This is a genomic window from Thalassoroseus sp. (genome assembly GCF_984380535.1).
Genome location: NZ_CFHRBF010000006.1, coordinates 249,613 through 269,861 on the forward strand (window position 1 = coordinate 249,613; position 20,249 = coordinate 269,861).

At 54.7% G+C, this 20,249-nt stretch carries 6 protein-coding genes and 1 pseudogene; 3 read left to right on the forward strand and 4 right to left on the reverse strand.

The window, feature by feature from the left end; genetic code table 11:
- Positions 1-7 precede the first annotated feature (7 nt).
- The 4 genes from AC5DDB_RS10200 to AC5DDB_RS10215 form a co-directional block, all read right to left on the reverse strand.
- On the reverse strand, positions 8-751 hold the full coding sequence (locus AC5DDB_RS10200) for a prepilin-type N-terminal cleavage/methylation domain-containing protein (protein ID WP_491739708.1): 744 nt from the start codon (positions 749-751) through the stop codon (positions 8-10).
- 471 nt (positions 752-1,222) lie between these two features.
- Complete coding sequence (locus AC5DDB_RS10205; RefSeq protein ID WP_491739615.1) at positions 1,223-1,633, reverse strand: carboxypeptidase regulatory-like domain-containing protein; 411 nt, start codon at positions 1,631-1,633, stop codon at positions 1,223-1,225.
- A 4-nt stretch (positions 1,634-1,637) separates the two neighbouring features.
- Positions 1,638-2,645: a DUF1559 family PulG-like putative transporter gene (locus AC5DDB_RS10210; protein ID WP_491739616.1), complete on the reverse strand. Its 1,008-nt coding sequence runs from the start codon at positions 2,643-2,645 to the stop codon at positions 1,638-1,640.
- 355 nt (positions 2,646-3,000) lie between these two features.
- Positions 3,001-11,928, reverse strand: coding sequence for a Calx-beta domain-containing protein (locus AC5DDB_RS10215; RefSeq protein ID WP_491739617.1), 8,928 nt, complete (start codon positions 11,926-11,928; stop codon positions 3,001-3,003).
- Between the two features lie 938 nt (positions 11,929-12,866).
- On the opposite strand from AC5DDB_RS10215, the gene AC5DDB_RS10220 reads away from it, so the two are divergent.
- The 3 genes and pseudogenes from AC5DDB_RS10220 to AC5DDB_RS10230 form a co-directional block, all read left to right on the forward strand.
- Positions 12,867-14,105 (forward strand): leucine-rich repeat domain-containing protein, encoded by a 1,239-nt coding sequence (locus tag AC5DDB_RS10220; RefSeq protein WP_491739618.1) that lies wholly within the window; start codon positions 12,867-12,869, stop codon positions 14,103-14,105.
- A gap of 881 nt (positions 14,106-14,986) precedes the next feature.
- A complete protein-coding gene (locus AC5DDB_RS10225; protein ID WP_491739709.1) occupies positions 14,987-19,669 on the forward strand; it encodes a beta strand repeat-containing protein in 4,683 nt (1,560 codons plus the stop codon).
- A 279-nt stretch (positions 19,670-19,948) separates the two neighbouring features.
- Positions 19,949-20,107, forward strand: a pseudogene (locus tag AC5DDB_RS10230) (hypothetical protein); the annotation flags it as partial.
- Between the last annotated feature and the right edge of the window lie 142 nt (positions 20,108-20,249).

Sequence of the window (20,249 nt, forward strand, 5' to 3'; positions counted from 1 at the left end):
TCTTGAGTCACTGCAACGTCGGACACCGATCAGGGAGCGCGAAATTTCGTTGCTCATCCGCCCACTGTTTGACGGTGGCGGCGGGAATCAATTGCACATGGCCATCCACGAACAAGTAGTTCGCATAGCCTGACGTCCGCTGCGCAGGAGACACACCGGCCGCACCTCCGCCGAATCGATCCGGTTGGATGTCCGCCAGAATTCGATTCCATGTCTGACTGGTGGGCGTCTTGAACCAGTTTCTCGAGTGAGTATGGTCTTCGGTGGTCGCCGTCCCTTTCGCATCGGAACCCGTGAAGACAATGATTGTGTGCGACGTCGCTTGCAGATGGCCCAGCTTTAACGCTGCATTGTCTCCCGGCACGCAGAGGTATTCGTTGAGGACATAGCTCGTCCCCTTGTTCTCCAAGCGTTCCTGCCCTTTCGGGTCTTCAGGGCAGATGCGAATTTTGTCGACGTTCTCCATGTATGGTGCGAGTGTGTAAATCCAAGTCGATTCCAGGTCGTAAGTCCCGTGCGCTGAAATCGGGAAGGCACCTTTGTTGTTTTCACAGAACTGATGAATGGCGATTCCAATTTGCTTCAAATTGTTCGCACATTCGGTTCGTCGTGCGGCCTGACGCGCTTGCTGAACGGCCGGAAGCGTCAATGCCAGCAACACGGCGATGATTGCAATCACGACTAACAATTCAATCAGCGTAAACCCTGATTTTCCCGCAGACCGCTGAGTCCAACCGTCGATAATCTTCATCGTCACGAAAATGCCTCATCCGATTGAACACGAAAATGTCCGACAGCAACCTAGTGCTGAAGACGACTTCAATTGGTTACTGCCGACCAGAATCTACACATGGAGCCGTGTCTAGTATTAGTCATCTGAATTCAAAGACACTAGATAATCAAATGCATAAGAAGTGCAGATAAACACGATAAGCGAGCGTGGTTTGGCGGTCAAGCGATTGACGAGGAAATTTTTGGGAGCTTGCCAGCAGTTAGTTACGATCGTTCGGCCGGCGTGAAGTGTTCAATCGGCAGATGCCAAGTCGATAAGTCCTGAACGATTCAACGTTCGCGACATCAACTCGACCGTGATTGGCGAGTGAGCAGCACAATTCAGATTCGTTCCGATTTGCATAACGTAATTGAATGCAATTGGAACGTGCGCTACTGGCGATGATTTGCAGATGATCGGTTCCGTTTGGAACCTGTTGGCGTGGAGAGATTATTGACTGTCGGGCAGCGTGATCACGATGACATTGTCTTCGATGGGGGCGATATGGACGGTCAGCGGCGATGATTCATAGCTCGCAAAGTGCATTGGCACCGGACGACCGTGGTCCAACGAGTGCGTCGAGATGCCATCGCCGACAATGATTTGCACGACAATCACGCGATGTTCCCCCGCCGCTGCCCCATCGTTCGGCGTGTAGGTTCCAAGGACGAACGTGCCATCTTCACGAATCGTGCCGGTGGCGGTCGTGCCAAATTCTTGGGACTCAAGTTCGATCGTTCCGGTGCGGACGGGTTCGCCATCGGCAAACTCTAGTCGTCCGGAAACCGAATACGTCGCCACCTGTGAGGAATCACAGCCGGACCAACATCCAATGAGAATGGCCATTGCGATCGTACGCATGAATTTAGAATTCTCCGGCGGCTTGTCCATCGTGTCGATTTGCGAGATGGCCGAGAGTACGGGTGCTGATCGACGTGGATATTCCCCGGACGCTTCCATCGACAAGAGCAAATTGCACGACACCTTGATGGGCACTTCCGAAATTGTAGAGATCGGCCCGCTGATCATCTCGGTGGTGGGCTAATGGCACGCCAGGTCCGGCGATTCGAGCGAAGTTCGTGAGATGCCGACCAAAATAAGCAGGTCCATTAAAGGGAGTCTGGTTCTCTTGCCCACGCGGGACATGAGTTTCGCCAATTAATAGTGTCTGACTGGTACCATCTGTCACATCCGTTAAGCGAACTTTATCCCGCCAACCGCGTTCGATTTCGGTTTGCGTACCGAGCGGGCGACTCGAAATGATCACCCCGGTCCCGTTGCCACCCCAATAGAAATCGGTACTGCTGTTCGTTGCACCCGGCGACAGGTCACCATGGTTGGCCGCGTAATCAGCTAATGCTCCGCCAGGAACAACCTGTCTACCAGCGGGGCAACCGCATGGTTGAATGAGAGTGATTTCTTCGTCTTCAACAACCGCTGTCGTTACAGAATGCCGCTCCGGGCAAAGAAAAACCGCGACCGGTTGATTTCGCGCCGACGCCGGGTTGAGACCATATGGCTGGTACTCGTCCCATTGGTTGTGCAAGGTCGCCTGTTCCAAAAAGGGCAATGTTCGTATGAGCCAACTCGGTTCGTCCAATCCACGAAGTGCGCCCTTGCTATCAGGAAATCGTGGCATGTCCAAGATCAAACGGGCCGGCGGAAACGCTTGAAAAGTGTCATGAAATGCAAGCGTTGCCAGACTCAATTGCTTCAGATTATTCGCGCAGTGCGTTCTGCGAGCTGCCGATCTTGCCGACTGCACCGCTGGCAAAAGCAACGCAATCAACACCCCGATAATCGCGATGACAACCAATAATTCAATGAGAGTGAAACCGGCGTGTCGAACGTGACGTTGTTGATCAGCCCGCATAGGAAACCCCGTCCGTAACTGCAATTGAATCGCGATTGCTTATGTAGTATTCCTGATGCCACCATTCGATGCAAGACTAGACAACTCGAATTCTCACTAGCGACTAAGAGCCAATGCAGGGACCGCGACGAGACACACCGGTCTAAGTCGTCGGCAGCCATCAGGTTCGTTCGGAAGAATCAAACGCGACCATCTTCTCGTCGCGACCGTCCACAACGCAGTTGCTACAGATAAGCATCATGAGGATTTCGTCTGAAACAAAAAAAGTGCGAAGAACACTAGGCTCTCCGCACTTTCGATCGTTACTTCGCAGTCGCCTCATAGAGTTGAAGCGACTTTACTGAAACAAGATGGGTTATAGCGTGGGTAGATTGGAGGACACCACACGGTTGCTTCCATCGTTTGCGTTCCAGAAGAACAACTCATCCCCTTCGCCACCGTCGGCTCGTGACACGAGATTTGTGTACTCGTTGCCGTTGATTGCCGATGGGCTCACCGGATTATCGAGCACTTCGAATTCGAGTTCTGCGAACGTGTCGTCGACGATCGCCAACCGGTTTGCACCTGTGGCTGGATCCCAGAAGAAGAGTTCGTCTAGGCCATCTGAGTTGAAGTCTCCCACGGCGGTCTTCAAGAACATGTTTCCGTTGATCGCTGACGGCGAGATCGCATTCACGCGGACGGAGACGAAGTTTGTGCTCGCACCCGGAGTTTCGGTCGCGAACTGAACCATGCGGTTCGCACCGGTATCGGAATTGAGGAACATCAATTCGTCCGGCCCGCCATCGATGAAGTTGCCCACGAAGACGCTCTCGAAGAGATTGCCGTTCACAGCAGCTTGTGGCACCAAGTTGGTTTGGATTGCGGTCACAGCCGTCGATTCGCCAGGAGTGCTAGCCTCCAGATGAATCAAGCGATTCGCTCCAGTTGTCGGATTCCAGAAAAACAGGTCTTGCGACCCGCCTTCATCAAAGTTTCCGACCACGATTTCGGAGAAGTCATTATTGTTGATCGCAGTTCGGTCGATGGCATCGGACTGTAGTTCAACACGGACTTGATTCGTGTTTGCGTTGAACGACAAGTGCAGAAGTCGGTTCGTTCCTTGGACCGGATCCCAGAAGAACAGGTCGTCCGAACCGCCGTCATCAAAGTTGCCCGCAATGACTTGGCGGAACATCGCATCGTTGACAATCGTCTGAGCAATCGGATTGACCTGAATAATACCGTCTTCGAGCACCAACAGGTTCTCACCGGTGACAGGATCCCAGAACAACAGGTCATCTTTCCGCTGTGATGCATCGCCATCGAAGTTGCCCGACACGGATTGCGGGTAGTCGACCGCCATCGACTCGGGATCAATCGTACTGGTCACAACGCTTTGCAACACCGCTTGGATAACGGCTTCGCCTTCGCTGTCATCAATGGTCACATTCCGACCATTCGACTCCAAGTTCGAAAGGGCAACCGTGAACGTCAACTTCGTCGTATTGACTCGGGTGTTGATCGTGTTGACCGTGATCTGCCCCGTCGTTTGACCGGCAGCGATAGTGAGCGTGCCGGAGGTCGCTTCGTAGGCCTCACCAGCCACAGCGGTACCATCGGCGGTGGCGTAGTCGATGACGACATCCGCGTCGCTCGGCTGGCTCAGCGTGACATTGAACACCATCGATTGTGTACCAGAAACCTTTTGACTTCGACCGTCGGCGATCGACAGCGTTGCTTGGTCGTTATCAGAGATCGTCAGTTCTCCTCGGCTATCTTCGATCGCTACGCCACGGCCGTTAGCACGAGCATTCGACAACTCTACGAAGAAGGCTTCGTTGATCTCGACGACCTGATCGTCGAGTACGGTGACGGAAATCGTTCCACTAGTTTGCCCAGCGGAAATGGTCAACGTGCCGGATGTTGCCGTGTAATCACTGCCTGCTTTGGCGGTGCCGTCGACGGTTGCGAAGTCGATCAAGACGTCTCGATCGAGTGCATCGCTCAACGTCACCGTAAAGACTTTTTCAACCGTGCCGTCAGCGGTTTCCGTTGCCGACACATCGTTGATTCGAATCAGTGACTGATCGTCATCCGCGATTATGCCCGTCGCTGTTGCATCGCCAATGCTCACCGCACGACCCGATGCACTGACACCACTGATCTCGAACGAGAACGACTCATCGTTCTCCGCAATGTTGTCATTAAGCAAGTCGACCGAAACCGTCGCAGAGGTCTCGCCGGCGGCGATCGACACACGACCGGTTTTCGCGGTGTAGTCACTGCCCGCTTTGGCGGTGTCGTCTACAGTAGTGAAGTCGATAGTGACATCATGGTCGACGGGCTGACTAAGCGAAATCACATAGTTCGCTTGACCGTCGGCGACTTCCGCCACCGAAACGTCGCCGACTGAAACCGTCGCGGAATCGTTGTCCTGAATGGTACCGGTCGCGGAATTCTGTGAGATACTGACGTTTCGACCACCCGATTGCGGGTTCGAGAGTTGGATTCCAAATGTTTCGTCCCACTCCACCAATTGATCGTCCGAGAGCGTGACAACGATGCTGCCGGTGGTCTCACCAGCCGCAATCGTCAAAGTTCCCGTGGCCGATTCGAAATCGGTACCCGCCGTTGCCGTTCCATTGCTCGTTGCGTAGTCGATCTGCACATCGTGATCGACGACGCGATCGAGTGTGACGGTGAATATCGCGGTATCGTCGGTTTCACTTTTCGTCACGTTCGCAATCGTTACTTGAGCAGCATCATCTTCCTCGATGCTGAATTCTCCGCGACTCGTTTCGAAAACGACGTTCGCTCCGTCGGCTTGGATGTTGGAGAGTTGCAAGGCAAAGGCCTCGTTGGTCTCCACAATGTCGTCGCTGAGCAACTCGACGGAAACGGTGGCAGTCGTTTCACCGGCGGAAATTGTGATAGTGCCGGACGTGGCGACGTAATCGGTACCGGCTACCGCGGTGCCGTCAACGGTCGTATAGTCGAGCGTGATGTCGTGATCCACCGCGTGGTCTAGGCTGATTGTGAACGTCTTCGTCGTTTCTTGTTCGACGCTTGCCAGGTCGTCGATCGACACCGTCGCTTGATCGTCATCGGTGACGGTCAGCGAAGTCGACTGCTTTGCAAACCCGACACTACGACCGCCGGATTGCAGATTGCTCACGGAGAGTGAAAACGCTTCTGACTTTTCGACGACGGAATCGTTGAGCAAGTCGATTGTGACGCTCGCGGTCGTATCGCCAGCCGCAATCGTGACGGTGCCGGACTTCGATGTGTAGTCGCTCCCGGCGATAGCGGTGCCATCGACGGTCGTGTAATCGAATTGGACATCGTGATCGAGCGGAGCCGACAATTCGAATTGGAACGTCGCCTGACCGCCAACCGATTCGGTTTGCTCGATTCCGACAAAGTCGAGTGTGGACGAGTCATCGTTCAGAATCGTGCCGGTTGCTGAACCAGTCGGGAGACTGACATCGCGACCATTTGTATTCAGGTTGCTGAAGCTCACGTTGAAAGTTTCGTTGGCTTCGACCTGTCCATCATTGACCAGCGGAATCGAGAATGTGGCCGAAGATTGTCCGGCGTTGATCGTGACGGTGCCGGTGGTTGCGGTGTAATCGCTCGAACCGTTGGTCGTGGCGTCAGCGACGGTATACTGGAAGGTCACGTCACGATCGACGATGTGATCCAAGCTGGCCACGAATTGCATGGCTCCCGTACTTTCCGACGCCGACACATTTTCGACGGAGATTTGAGCAGCGTCGTTATCCTGAATCGTTGCCGAACCAACACTATCACCCAGGAAGACGCTTAGGCCATCCGCCTGGACGTTGGTCAGGATCAGATTCAGAGTTTCGCTGTCTTCGACGACTGTGTCTCCGATCACTTCGAGTGTAATGGTGCCACTCTTTTGACCAGCGGTAATCGTCAGTTCGCCGGTCTTCGTTCGGTAGTCGACACCACCCGCCGCCGTGTTGCTGGATGTGAAGAAGCTGATCGTAACATCTCGATCGACCTGTTCAGTCAGGGAGACGACGAATGTCTTCGAAGTATCACTGCTGTCGGATTCGGTGATCGTGATATCGTTGATATTCACTGACGCGGAATCGTTGTCCCAGATGGTTCCGGTAGCGACTTCTTCGACTGCCGTATGTTTGACGACCGATGCCGTCATCGTTTCGGTGTTGAATTCCCCGACGTGCACAACTCCGTTGGAAACCGCAACCGCAGTAATTACACCGTTTCCGGCTGCAATGGTATCCATTTTCTGGATGTTGCCTGGCTTATAGACATCGTAAACGTCCACCGAACCGTCGGCCTGCACAACATAGGCGATGTGATCGCGGACTTCGATGCGTTCGCCACTTACGTCCGGATTGCGAACGAGTTCCGCAATCTCTTCGGCATCGCTGAAGTCGAGCATGATTAGCGGGGAAACCGTGTCACCCAGCAAGTAGCCAATTGAGCCTTCGATTTCCAATTGCGTGGATGTGCTATTCGTTTCAAGACTGCCATCGACGTGGATGTTGCTCGGTATCGAGATATTGACCACGGCAAATTTGCCGTTCGTATCGAGGACATACACGACGTTCGGATTGTCAAGATCAACTTGAATGTCTTGCGGTGCGGCCAAGCCCAATTCGGTCCAGGTGATTGTGCGATAATTCGGTTCGCTCAAGTTACCCGATCCATCCGGGGACAAGAGTTCCAAACCCGTCGCATTCGCGGCTGCGATCGGCCCGTAGGTCTCATGCACGAAGTTGTAAACCGGCAACGAATGTGAATCAGGGTCTACAGTTGTTGTCACTGTGCTTTCGATCGCGGTGCGTTCTGCGTTCAGAGTGACTTTCGCGAAACCTCCATTCTCACCATCCGCGATGAGCAACACGCCATCCGAAACACTGAACGAACTAATGCCGCCATAGTTGCTAGATGGAAGACTGAGCAATTCCGTGTAGACCTCGTTGTCTTCGACAACGGTCGTACCGAACACTCGCAATGCGTCCTCGGTGAGTACATAAGTGAAATCGCCATCGGTGACGATATCCAGCGGTTGCGAGGTATTGTCGATCGTCGCCGTATCCAGGGTTACGAATTCGGCGTTCTCCAACCGCACTTGGAAACCGTCGGCATGGACGTTCGAAAACTGCAATCCGAAAGTCTCGACACCTTCGACCAGATCATTGTCGAGAACCGGCACATCAATATAGATGTAGCGACTGTAGGCCGAGATCGTTGCCGTTCCTGTTACCGGCGTGAAGTCCTCGTTAGCGGTGGCTGGATTGTCGGCATTGGTCTGGATGACGGTCGTGTAATCGAAGGTGATATCCTTCTCGACGTAGTCATTCGTACTGACGAAGAACCGCATGACCCGATCGTTCGGGTTCTCGTTCGATCCGATCACCTCGTTCGCACTGATGTTATTCGCCGTCAGAATTGCGATATCGTCATTGACAATTTCTACCGAACCGCGAACGTAGTCGTCGAGGTTCTTGAACGGGACGGTTTCGTTGTTGTATTCGGGCGATGAAAGTTCCAAGTAGAGTCGTTCATAGCGTTCGTAGACGTCGTCGCCGGTGAAGGTCACCGTGATCTGATTGGTCTCGCCGATGTTTCCTTCGAACGTGAACTGTCCTGTCTTCTCTTCGTGTTCTCCCTCATAAGACGATGACAAGAACGTCTCGTAATCGACAACAATGCCGCCGTCAATTTTGTTACGGAGCGTTACCGTGAACTGCACGGTTTGTTCTTCGCCGTCGCCTTCCGCGATCGATGTTGGGGCGGCTTCGACGATGAAGTCGGCGAAGTCATCGTTCCAAATCCGTCCTTGGATGGAATCGTCTTCAATGTCGACATTGTCCGATGCGTTGGACAGCGTCACCGTGAAGGATTCGTTGGCTTCGACTTCGGTATCGGTTCCGATAGGAATGCGAATGACGCGATAGTTTTCACCGGGTCGGAAGGTGATTGTGCCGGTGACGAGGCCGTCGGCGAAGTCGTCTTCTTCGGCCGTGTCGCCTTCTTCCAGACTGACAGCGTAATCTACTGTCGTTTCACCGATCAGGCTGAGATCACCGATGCGGCTGACGAGGAACGTCGCAAAACTTTCGTCGTCAGTGCCTTCGAAGCTGTCAATTTCTTGGATGTGGATGGTCGGTTTGTCGACAACGTGAATTTTCTCGACGCGAAGCACACTAACCGTTTTGGTGATCGGATCGCCGAACAATTCCGGCGTGCCTTCGTTATCGATCACGCTTTGAATATCGAACGTGGCATTGCCGACAAATCCCTCAGCCGGGCGGAAGAACAATTCCAAGGAACCGTTCAAGCCGACGATTTCCCAATCAAGTGTCGTGCCATCGGTCACTGGAACTTCGGTCTCACCATCCAGACGGTATAGGCTGCCGTTTTGAATGTTCGTGATTTTGACCTGATTCGCATTGGCGTAACTTGCAGCCAGTGTACGGACCAGGAAGATCGGAGCGTCGGTATCGACCTCCGTGTATGCAGCAGGATTCGCGGTTCCGGTGAAGTCATCGTTCGTGGATTCGATCACCCGATAGTTTGCGGTCCCGGTGAAATCTTCGTTCGGTCGGAAGTATAGATAGGTGTTCCCATTTCCATAACTAATGAATTCGTTCGTGGTGACTTCTTGCGTGAACTCGGCATCTTTATAGAATGTGCCGCCTTCGAGATTAGAGACCGAGAAATGCGTGATGCTTGCATCAGTCGACGCTTTACTACGAATGAACGCAATTGGCCCGGTGTCCTGTCCTTGAACGGTATAGTAACCGAACTTCACGCTAGCCGATTGCGTTGCATCATTCGACGGCCCCTGGTGCACATTGTTGTCAAGCGAGGTGAACTTTAGGCTGCCGTCGATTTGGTGATCGTGACCATAATCGAATAGGTTTCGGTAGGTCAGCGTAATCGCGTTGGGCTCGAAATCATCGATGTGCGGGCCGAAGGCTCCAGGGCTGGTCAGCATATAACTGAACTGTCGATTTCCCGTCACGGGGATGAGGTCGGTCGGGACGATCACCGGAACGTGCGTGTCGGGTGTTAGGTACACAGTGACGCCGCCATCGACGCCATTCTGTGTGTTGCTTGCAAAGAACAATGGATCAACCACATCGACAACAGCAACATCCGTCGCAGAACTATAAGGAGAGCTGCCACCGCCGGAAGAGGCATTGACGAAGTCGCCAGCAGAGCCGCCGGTTTCGTCCCAAGCACGGAAGGCGATTGTCGGTTGTGGACGGGTCAGGGTTTCGAACGGTGAGTAATCGAAATTCGCTGCAAAGTCTTCGCCGTATTCAGCCTTTCGACCATAATGATAAGAATAATGCTCCCAAATTCTTTGCGATTCATTCGGCAGAAACGTCAGTTCGTCAGTGCCACTTAGTAGCAACGCGTTGCTAGGCGAAACCGCTCGCGTGAAGCTCGTTGATGCAACTCCCTCGGTCAACTCGGTTGCCAAGAATGCGTCGACGTCCGCCGAGTCCGCGAACTCGCTCAACTGGCCGGGAACGATTTGCATCGCGAAATAGTCATAGATATTCGTGAACGATTCGAGCGAATTCAGGACGTTACCAATCGTCGTTCCGAAGTGCGTGTTGATGTAAACGCGGATCGTGCTACCACTGACCCAACGGACGCCAGTTTCGTAAGACAATTGCGAATCGGTAACGACGGCTTCGAAGCGGAAGTGTGTGTAGTCCGTCTTCAAAATCGCGGGAACACCAAGCAGTTCATTGAGGTCGATTGTCGATGAGGACGACACGAGTTGGCGTTCGCCATCCACGAGGGCGTACCACAGACCGTTGGCATCATCGACGCCAGTTACTGCGATCCCTTTGAACTCCGAGACTTCTTCGCGGATACCCACACGACCCACGCGTTCGAGGAGAGTGTGCACTCCGGTTACCGACGTGCCGTTCTCGTTGCCGTCGGAATACTTCTGACCGACAACCCCAAAATTCAAGTACGGCCGCCCCAAGTAAGTCGGCGATTCGACGTCAGTGATCAGACTGGTCTCTGGCAGTTCATCGATGAACTGTCCGTAGACGGCACTATTTGAGATTGCCGTCGAAGTATCGTACTGGAATGCCTGAGTGTTGGGGTTTGATGCATGCGTTTGGTTGGTACTTTGCAAGTTGGCTTGATCGGAACCGTTTCCGAACGTAATGCCAACCGCGTCGACGACAACGCCATCCATCGCGAAGATCGCCCCCCCAACACCGGCACCAATTCCCGTCGAGTGACGACCGGCTTGTCCGCCGACCGCCCAGTTGCGTGCGAAGTGCGTGTCGACAACCGACAAGCCACCACCATCTCGAACGAAGATCGCCCCGCCTAAGCCGGCACCACCGCCCCCACCGCCACCACTTGCGGCTGGAGCCGAGGTGATCGTTAGCGAATCGGAATCCCCACCAATGGTCCCATCATTGGCATCCCCACCAATTCCAACTCCGTATGGTTCGTCGCCTTCGTCATAGTCGAACGTGGTGCCGATGGTGCCACGCAGTCCGCCGAGTCCGGTCGAACCGCCACCCCCGCCGCCACCGCCACCGACAAGCCCTGCACCACCATTGGTCGAGGTCGTGCCATCAGCGGAACCGTTCCCACCACCGCCACCCGTGCCGAAGTTGGTTGCGTCGGTTTCAGTGTTGGCTCCGAGCTCGTTGAGGGAACTGTCTCCACCACTTCCACCGTCGTTGCCAGCACCCGGCACGCCGCTATCGCCGCCGTCACCACCAACGGCCTGGTTATTCAGGAAGATCATGTTTTGAACGACGACATTGGAACCGGAATTGACGAAGACTCCCCCGCCCATTCCGGTACCGCCGCCACCGCCACCACCGAACTCACTGTCTCCGCCATCGCCGCCGCGTGCATATCCATCAGCAACGCTAAAGTGTGCGAACAAGACATTCGCATTGTCGACGCGAAAAACTCGGTTTGCGTTTGCACCACTGATCGTCAGTTCGTCTGCACCAAGACCGACAATGGTTACGTCATCGCTAATTAATAGTTCGCCGTCATCAATGATGATCGTCGAACCTCTTAGCGACTCCGCAAACTCGATGCGATCTTCGCCGGGATTATCGTTCGCTAGTTGAATCGCTTCACGAAGCGAGATATCACCTTCGTCAGTGTTGCCGTTCGTCGAATCGTCAGCCAAGTCAACTGTGATGAGTAAGGGGTCACTCGTTAACAGTTGTCGAATTTCTAATTGCTCGGTTTGCGATGTCATCGGTTGGACCGGAACGCGACGGCGATTTGGCACAACCGATTTCCGACTGATGGGACGACGCAAAAAGTTCAGCCAATGGGTAAGAAACATTACTGGTAGGAGCCCTGAGCTTTGTTTGTGATAATTGTCATTGAGAGCGAAAAAGGAACTGAAGAAACGCCGACGGAACTCACCCTCTGTTAAACGCTAGCAGCAGATTTGTCCCGGATAGATCGTGATAAAACGGAATAACGATGCACCCACGTTCGGTCGGTGCGCACGACTGGCTCGTGTTGCGTTTCAACAGGATTGACTTACACCACATTTGGCAAAACTTGACGGAGAGAAAGATTCGGTGAGAGGAAATGGATAGCGGTTTCCGGGACGGTGGGCAGACTGCGAGTGCAGTGCGAGATCAGCAGGTCAGCCGACTCGCCATGTTTCTTCCTGATCCGCGAGGCTCAGCCACTTACTCTTAGGTATTTTTTCGCGGACGGGAAGTTTCACTCAAGAACGAACACGCAGCCGCCCAGCACCTATCAAAATTCGCCTTCCAGACCACGCTAGATGGAGAACAAAGTCACATGCAAAGTCTGCAGAAAACTGCATCTCTTGTATGACGAACGATCACACAGATAAGTCGCGCAGAGTTTGAGGGGTTGCTAACCAACTCGGTCACCGCTGACCGGCATACGGGTGCTGCTAGTTGTTTCTTCCGAGTCACGCGGCTCATGTGACGAGCACAACGCCGTCCATTCTCTTAGACGAAGTCGCTGGACAGCTTAGAAAACTTTAGGGATGATCTGTTTAGGTGGCTATTCGCCTATCTGTCGCCTCTATTCCTGACTCGATGTTGTGTCCGGAATGTTGCGACCAGCGAAACGATGCGAACGGCACGAGGTTCCTCGTTCGACAGTCACAACCGATTTGTTGCTATCGTAGGCCGTTCGATCATCTAGTCGTTGCTCTCGTCCCACGAAAGGAGAACGAACATGGCCTGTCTTTCCTTGAAACATGTCGCCGGTGTCAACTTCGTTGTGTTAGCAATGCTGACGTTCTTCGCCCCGATCCAGACATCAGCTGACGATTCCAAGGCACGCGAAATAACCGCCAAGAATAAAGGACAGTTCCACTTCGTTGATCTTGCCAAGCGGACAAATCAGGAGTTGTCTGAAGACTTCCACGGATACGAGGGCAATAATCTCAAACCGTTACCGCGAGGAAAGCAGACGTTCGCGGAGATTCCGTTTCATGTCGGCGATGGCATGATTCAATTGGCCGGCAAGCGAGCCCCTGAATGGCCGGAGGCTGTCGAAGGAATACCAGTCGGCAAGAAGGCAACGCACATCCATTTTCTTCATGGAACCGGCTGGGGGTCTCCGGGCGTAGCCGACGGGACCGTCCTCGGACACTACACCGTAAACTACGAGGACGAAACCTCAAAGCAAATTCCCATTGTGTATGGCGAGGACCTTCGTGATTGGTGGCAACTTGCTGATACCTCACTGGCCACACGTGCCGAGACCGCATGGACCGGCGTCAACGACGCTTCGAAAGACTTCCGAGGTCAACGTGTTAAGTTGCGATTGTTTGTACGCAGTTGGGAAAACCCGAATCCAGACGTCAAAATTGGCAGTATCGATTTCGTCTCTCTCAACAACACGGTCTCCTCGCCATTTAACATCGCCATCACCGTGGAAAATCGTATTGACGAAAAGGAAGCCATCAAGACATTGCGACAACATAAGGCATTCGTCGGGATGGGAGACGACGATCAAGCAATCGCCGTGACCCTTTCCACAGGTCGGGTCAACGATGAGACTCTGACGCTCCTTTCCAACCTACCCCATCTCCAGAAGTTGGACCTAAGCAATAACAGATTGAACAACAAAGCATGGGAACAACTTTCTCAGCTCTCGGGAGTGCGTTTGCTGTCTCTCAACCGTACGAACACCACCGATGCCGTGCTAGCTACGCTAACAGATTGGTCCGAACTGGAACGTCTTTGGCTGTACGACACTGACATCACCGACGCCGGACTGAAACACCTCAGCACACTCACCAACCTGAAAGAGTTAGACCTTTCGAAAACCGCCATCACTGATGCAGGAATTGAGCAACTGTCATCGCTGGAACAGTTGAAAAAACTCGATCTGCGTCAGACAAAGGTCACACAGAACGGTGTCGAACAGCTGAAAGAAAAGCTGCCAATGTGCCAGATCAAAGACTAAGTCCTACGATCGACGATCATCGTTCCGAACGTCTCAACTGTGCGTGTGGAAGAAACCCGACGGACACAATCACACCGCCTTAGCGGAACGCTCGAAGCGAATTACTCCGCCACCACGTCAACAGGCAATCGGTAGATTCGAGCAACGGAGACAGATGGCCCGCGATCCACTCCTGCAATTGCACCGGTGTGATACGGAAAGTTGCGACAATCGCTTGACTATCACGGAACCAGAACGCCGGCATTGCAAAGTGTGGTCGAGGCGTGGCCGATTCTCTCTGACAGCGATGCAATGTGTACTCCATGATTGGCGACGCACATTGCTTGGCAAATTTCGAGGGGTTCGTCTTCGGAATGTTTGGGGGCCCTCCGTCGACGGGTTCGAGTCTGGCTTGACGCGGTCCAAACCGTCCTTTGAGTGGACCGTGTATCTTTGTGCTTGTTTTTGCCTACCGTCGCCTGCACAATGGGCAAACTAGTCAATTTTTGCGGTGTTGCGAATTTCCGCTCGCACCGTCGGATAGGAAACCTGGGCTCAATTCTCGACCATTCAGTTCTCGAATGTTTGAGGTTTCCGCTCGCTTTTCAACTCACCCACTCGTAGGTCTGTCGAATCGTTTCGTGTCAGCATTTCGGATCGTGCTGATCGGCGAAATGTCTGTGTTATTTCAACCAGGCGTTGAGCAAGCCGACTCATCGACAGACGATTTTGAATTCACTTGATCATTGAAAGACGTCGTCGTTATGCGAATCTGGCACCCCATGACACGAATCACTCAGCTGAACAATTCCCTGGCGACGCGTGTCCGCGAGTTGCTTCACAATCGCATGTCCTGGAAGCCGTAAGAACGACGCCGATCACGCACGGCCGTTCCGTTGGCCGTGGAAGTCCTCGAAGATCGCACATTGCTGGCGGCGGCATTTCCGGAGTTCGTGGACCCGAATCCCGCGGATGGCAACGATTTCGGTGACACCATTGTCGTTCTGAGTACCGGCAATGTCGTGATTACTTCTCCAGGTGACGATACCAGTGGTGGGATCGACGCGGGGGCCGTCTATCTGTTCGATGGTGAGGACGGTTCGCTCATCAGTTCTCTGTTCGGTGTCAACGACTTCGACCGAATTGGATCCAATGGGGTAACGGCCCTCGAGAACGGCAACTATGTAATTATAAGTACATCATGGGACAGGGGGGCGGCTTCAAACGTGGGGGCGGTGACGTTCGGCGATGGCGTCAGCGGCGTCAGCGGTTTTGTCTCCGACGCCAACAGCCTTGTCGGGATTTCATCCAATGACTTTGTCGGATCATTCGGTGTGACAGCTCTGGCCAATGGCAATTATGTTGTCAACAGTCCAAGTTGGGATAACGGGGCCACACAGAATGTGGGCGCGGTCACATTTGGCGACGGAACCAACGGGGTCAGCGGGTTCGTATCTGCCGCCAACAGCCTCGTCGGGACCACAACCTTTGACGAAGTCGGTTCATTTGGTGTGACGGCTCTGGTGAACGGCAACTACGTGGTCAGGAGTGCCTTTTGGGACAACGGGACCGTCACCGACGCCGGGGCGGTGACCTTCGGCAACGGAACGAACGGTATTAGCGGCGCTGTCTCCGACACTAACAGCCTCGTCGGAACTTCGAACAGTGACAATGTCGGTTTGTTATCTGCGACAGCCCTGGCGACCGGCAACTATGTGGTTTCGAGTCCAAATTGGACCAACGGGACCGGGACGAGATTGGGTGCGGTGACGCTCGGTGATGGGCTCGGCGGGACGAGCGGAGCCGTCACCGCCGCCAACAGCCTCGTGGGGACTACGGCTAACGACTCCGTCGGCCTTGAGGGTGTGACGGCCTTGGCGAACGGCAATTACGTGGTCAAAAGCCCAAATTGGGACAACGGAGCCGCCATCGACGCGGGCGCGGTGACGTTCGTTGATGGATCGGTGGGATTGCTCGGGGCCGTCTCCGCCGCCAACAGCCTTGTGGGGACCACGACTAATGACTTAGTCGGCCTTAGTGGTGTGACGGCCCTGACGAACGGCAATTATGTGGTCAGAAGTATATCGTGGAGTAACGGGGCTGCAAGCAACGCAGGTGCGGTGACATTTGGCGATGGGACCAATGGCATCAGCGGGGCCGTCTCCGCCGCCAACAGCCTCGTCGGGACCACCGCTGACAGTTTTGTCGGTGGCGGTGGCGTGACGGCCCTGACCAACGGCAACTACGTGGTCGCAAGTGCGTTATGGGACAACGGTAGCGTGATGAACGTGGGGGCAGTGACATTCGGCGACGGTTTAACCGGCGTTAGCGGGACCGTCTCCGCCGTCAATAGCCTCGTCGGAACCGTGGCTGAAGACCGTATCGGTATCAATGGCGTGCAGACCCTGACCAACGGCAACTACGTGGTCGGAAGTTCAAGATGGAACAACGGGGCCACCATCGACGCGGGTGCGGTGACATTCGGTGACGGCATGAATGGCATTAGTGGGGCCGTCTCTGCCGCCAATAGCCTCGTCGGGACGACGACCGAAGACTTCGTCGGTGACGAAGGTGTGACGGCCTTGACGAACGGCAACTACGTAGTCATCAGCCGCGACTGGGATAACGGGGCCACGGAAAACGCGGGGGCAGTGACATTCGCCGACGGCACGACCGGTATCAGTGGGGCAGTCTCCGCCGCCAATAGCCTCGTCGGGACCATGCCCTTTGACAACGTCGGTCGCAATGGTGTGACGGCCCTGGCGAACGGCAACTACGTGGTTATCAGCACACGCTGGGACAACGGAGCCGCAGAAGATGCGGGGGCGGTCACATTCGGCAACGGCATGACCGGCATCAGCGGACCTGTCTCCACTGCCAATAGCCTCGTCGGGACGACGTCCGATGACTTAATTGGTTCTGCCGGTGTAGAGGCCTTGTCTAACGGCAACTACGTGGTTGCAAGTCGCTCCTGGGACAATGGGATGCTAACGAACGCGGGGGCGGTCACGTTCGGCGATGGCACAAACGGTGTCAACGGTGAAATCAATTCCCTCAACAGTGTGTTCGGACTTGAAGCGAATACCATCCTGCAAGACGTCGTCGTCGACGATGTCAACGGCAACTTCTTCGGTCCCTTTTTGAAGGAAGGCGGCGGAATCGTCCGGGTGGGTTCCCAAACCTCCGGTTTCGTCGATCCTGCCACGATCACAATTGACGATGTGACACAAGACGAAGACTCCGGCGCGATGACATTTACCCTCTTTCTCTCCGGACCAGTCGATACTGACGTGACCGTCGACTTCGCCGTCGCAAACGACACCACAGACGGCAGCGACTACACGACCACCTCCGGCACGGCGACGATTCCGCTTGGAATGACCTTTGGCACATTCACCATTGACGTCACTACCGACAGCATCGTCGAACTCAACGAGCAATTCTTCGTCAATCTTTCCAACGTCCAAGCCAGCGGTCGCGACGTCACCATCACCGACAGCCAGGGCATCGGCACGATCACCAACGACGACACGGCCACGATTTCCATCGACGACGTCACACAGAACGAAGACGCCGGCACGATGACATTCACCGTTTCGCTCTCCGGAGAAGTTGATACCGACGTGACCGTCGACTTCGCCACCGCAAACGACACCGCTGACGGCAACGACTTCACCGCCAACTCCGACGCCGTCACGATCACCGCCGGAATGACCTCGACCACATTCACCGTCGACATCACCGCCGACGAAATCACTGAACTCGATGAGCAGTTCTTCGTCGATCTTTCCAATGTCCAAGCCAGCGGTCGCGACGTAACGTTCGCCGACAGCCAGGGCATCGGCACGATCACCAACGACGACACAGCCACGATTTCCATCGACGACGTCATACAGGACGAAGACGCCGGTACGATGACATTCACCGTCTCGCTCTCGGGACCGGTCGATACCGACGTAACCGTCGACTTCGCCACCGCAAACGACACCGCTGACGGCAACGACTTCGCCGCCAACTCCGGCACGGCAATGATTGCCGCCGGGATGACGTCCGCCACACTCACCGTCGACATCACCGCCGACGACATCACTGAACTCGATGAGCAGTTCTTCGTCGATCTTTCCAACGTGCAAGCCAACGGTCGCGACGTGACCATCGCCGACGATCAGGGTAGCGGCACGATCACCAACGACGACGCGGCGACGATTTCCATCGGCGATGTGACCGTCATCGAACGTACTGCAGCGTCGCAATTGGTGACCTTCACCGTCACACTTACCAACGAGGTTGCGACGTCCGTGATGGTCGATTTTAGCACAGCGGACGATTCGGCTACCGTCAACGCCGGCGATTACATCGCCACAAGCGGTACACTCGAATTCTCCGGCATGGACGGGGAAACTCAGACGCTGACGGTTGAAGTCTTTGGCGACATCGACTTCGAAGAGGATGAAACGTTCCTGGTCAACCTCGCGAATGTGCAAGCCTCCGGTCTGAACGTGACATTGGCCGACGCCTCGGCAACCGGCACGATCATCAACGACGACCTCACTGCCGATCTTGCCGCCTTTGAAGAACAACCCGTCTCACCGATTCAGATCAACGGCGACTTTGAACTCCTCGCCAGCGGCAACTTCGATGGCACGCCGACGGCGAGCGATGTGCAGAATGATTTGTTCTTCTCGAATCCGACAACCGGAGCCAACCGAATCGTCTTTGCAGACGGTAGCATCCAAAACAACCCACTCGATCCGACCGCGATCAATGGCGGTGCCTATCCGGAAATGCTCGTGGGCGACTTCGACGAAAACGGCTCCAGCGATCTGTTCTTCTGGAACCCGACAACCGGTGAGAACCGGCTGGTGCACTTCACCGGCGGCACCGGGAACGTCGGCACGAGTTTCGAGACCAACGTCGTGCCTCCAACAGCCATCAACGGCAACGACTTCCCCGCTGCAGTCGTCGGCAACTTCGATGGAGCCGGCCCGGACGACATCTTCTTCTGGAACTCGGCAAACGGTCGCAACCGCTTGATGCATTTCGAGACCGTCACCGTCGGCAGCAACACTGTATTGAACAACTTTCAAACCGATGTCGTCGACATGACCGAGATCAACGGCAACGATTTCCAAGAGGTCTACGTTGGCCAGTTCGTCGACGGCGGCTCGGATGAACTCTTCTTCCTCAATCTAACTACCGGAGCCAACCGCCGCATCGAGTTTTCGACGATCACACCAGGTATCGAAAGTGGAGTCGCAAGCATCACAACCGGCAACCCCGCGTCGCAATCGATCTTCAACGACTCCGACGATCGCATGGTGCAAGTCGTCGACCTCAATGGCGATGGCTTGGATGATGTCTTCCTCTGGGACCCAACCACCGGAAACGATCGCACCGCTCTGACCGATTTCGGTCCGCAAGCCTTACCGCAACTCGTCGACAACGTGGTCGATCCAACGATTATCAACGGAAACGACTTCGAACAACTCGCCCGGCTTGTCGACAGTGCCTTCACCGCAGGCGAAGCCGAAGACCTCTACTTTTGGGATGCAACCACCGGAAATAACCGACGAGTTCAATTGTAACGCTCTCCCCTAGGTCCGTGTTGACTGATCAACGCAAGTCTGTCAACCGTCAGTAACCCGCAGTTGATTAACGACAAACTGCGGCAATGTCTGGCTCTCCATGCTCGGCTCAATTTCCTAAAAGAATGGCACCCGACGGCTGCTTCCAGAGAACTGCCTACGGACTCACGATCGGCGAGAACCCGCCCGTGTTCATGGTTGGCCAAAAGATGCTCACCCATCCGATAGCCGGGCCGGTGGGCAGAGTACCGCTACGGGAACAAATTAATCAGATTCGACTTGGAAGCGGCCGAAATTCCCTTCCGCATCGATACCGGGAAGATCGACTTCCACGCATTGTGGCACACGTTCTGTACGCGGCTGGCAAACTCCGGTGCGACGACGCGAGAGGTCATGGACCTCACTCATCACATAACGGCCATAATGTCGATGCGGTACACCCGCGCGACAATGTATGACCTCGCATTGGCAATCGGAGCGGTTCCCGACGTTCGACCATCAGATACCACAGCGAACCACAGCCACACGATTCGGTGTCTAGGAGTCATGGGGGCGGCGGATCAACCAGCAGCGGCAAGAA

Bases quoted from the DNA above. Each gene is read 5' to 3' on its own strand.
- AC5DDB_RS10200 (WP_491739708.1), bottom strand. From the start codon at position 751: ATGAAGATTATCGACGGTTGGACTCAGCGGTCTGCGGGAAAATCAGGG.
- AC5DDB_RS10205 (WP_491739615.1), bottom strand. From the start codon at position 1,633: ATGCGTACGATCGCAATGGCCATTCTCATTGGATGTTGGTCCGGCTGT.
- AC5DDB_RS10210 (WP_491739616.1), bottom strand. From the start codon at position 2,645: ATGCGGGCTGATCAACAACGTCACGTTCGACACGCCGGTTTCACTCTC.
- AC5DDB_RS10220 (WP_491739618.1), top strand. From the start codon at position 12,867: ATGGCCTGTCTTTCCTTGAAACATGTCGCCGGTGTCAACTTCGTTGTG.